The sequence below is a fragment of the Methylorubrum sp. Q1 genome, from assembly GCF_004683995.1.
In the GTDB taxonomy this organism is placed as follows: domain Bacteria; phylum Pseudomonadota; class Alphaproteobacteria; order Rhizobiales; family Beijerinckiaceae; genus Methylobacterium.
The window spans coordinates 1-1169 of record NZ_SRHQ01000085.1 but is presented as its reverse complement, the minus strand read 5'-3'; the positions used below and the strand labels follow the sequence as shown (position 1 = coordinate 1169).

Here is a 1169-nt window from a genome sequence, read left to right as displayed (position 1 = left end):
AGGGGAGGATCACTATGGGCCGAGTGGCTCCTTCAGCAGCAGCTTCGGCCAAGCCGGGTTCATCACCGGAGCTCTCTTGGGAGGGTTTGTTGGAGGCGGCTTCGGAGGAGGCATCGGGTTCGGTGCTGGCTTCGGATGTTTGGGCGGAGCCGTTGTCTGCTCCCCTGCCACAGCCGCTACTCTTGGGGCAATCGGTGCATCTGCGGGAGCTTACGTCGTTGGAAACGCTCTTGAAACGACTACGAGCCTAGTTGGTTCCACCATCGATCAAGGCCTGATCGTACTCAATAACGCGAAAAGTCAAAGAAACGGCGGGATTTATGTGTTAAAAGATACTCAGGGCAATGTAGTTCGATCTGGACGAACTGGAAACCTTGATCGAAGGCGACGAGAGCATCTAAGGGACGAAGCTTTATCAGGTTACGAGTTCGAGATAATGTATCTATCAAATGTCTACAGATAACAAAGAGGCCTTGAGCAAGTCGTTCATAAGCGCTATGATCCACCCCTCAATAAAATAAACCCAATAAGTGGTCGAAACCCAAATTTAATTATTATATGGATGCTGCCAGAAAATTCCTTGACTGGAAAATTAGCTATGAAGAACATGCGTCCAGACGGGTCCGTATTTCTAGTTCCGTTAAGGAACGGCGGCTTCGCAAGAGGAGTGATTGCTGGCTCGTCAAGGAAAAACAATTTGATAGTCAGTTACTTTTTCGGGCCAAAATATGAGACGGAAAAAAATGTTGATATATTAGGAATGTCGCCCGAAAAAGCTGTTATATCGATGAGATCAAGTGACATCAAAATAAATAATGGAAGCTGGCCTGTCATTGGACAATTGAGTAATTGGAATTCTGATGATTGGCCTACAACTAAAGCAGTTAGAAGAGATCCGAAGGGTTTCTCAAAACCGCTCCTCGTTACCTATGATAGAGCTGACCCATTTAAAATTATCGGCGAAGAGATCTTGGATGCTGATCTCAATCTACCTAGTTCTGGCGAAGCTGGATGCGGTTTTGTAGAAATTAAACTCACCGACCTCCTTTCCACTTGAGGCTGAATGTGCGCAAAGGCAAATGATCTGATCAAAATGATTCAGAGCCGCCGTTGCAGGATGGAGGCAGCGATGGCGGACCTATTCTGGCTCTCGGACGCGCAGTGGACGG

The 1169-nt window shown here is 47.4% G+C and carries 1 protein-coding gene and 1 pseudogene; both read left to right on the top strand.

What is annotated here, in order from left to right:
* Positions 1–463 (top strand): annotated as a pseudogene (locus tag E4V01_RS26035) (GIY-YIG nuclease family protein); the annotation flags it as partial.
* 135 nt (positions 464–598) lie between these two features.
* Positions 599–1057 carry an Imm26 family immunity protein gene (locus tag E4V01_RS25355; RefSeq protein ID WP_193763318.1) on the top strand — a complete coding sequence of 153 codons (459 nt, stop codon included), beginning with the start codon at positions 599–601 and terminating at the stop codon, positions 1055–1057.
* The last annotated feature ends 112 nt before the right edge of the window (positions 1058–1169 follow it).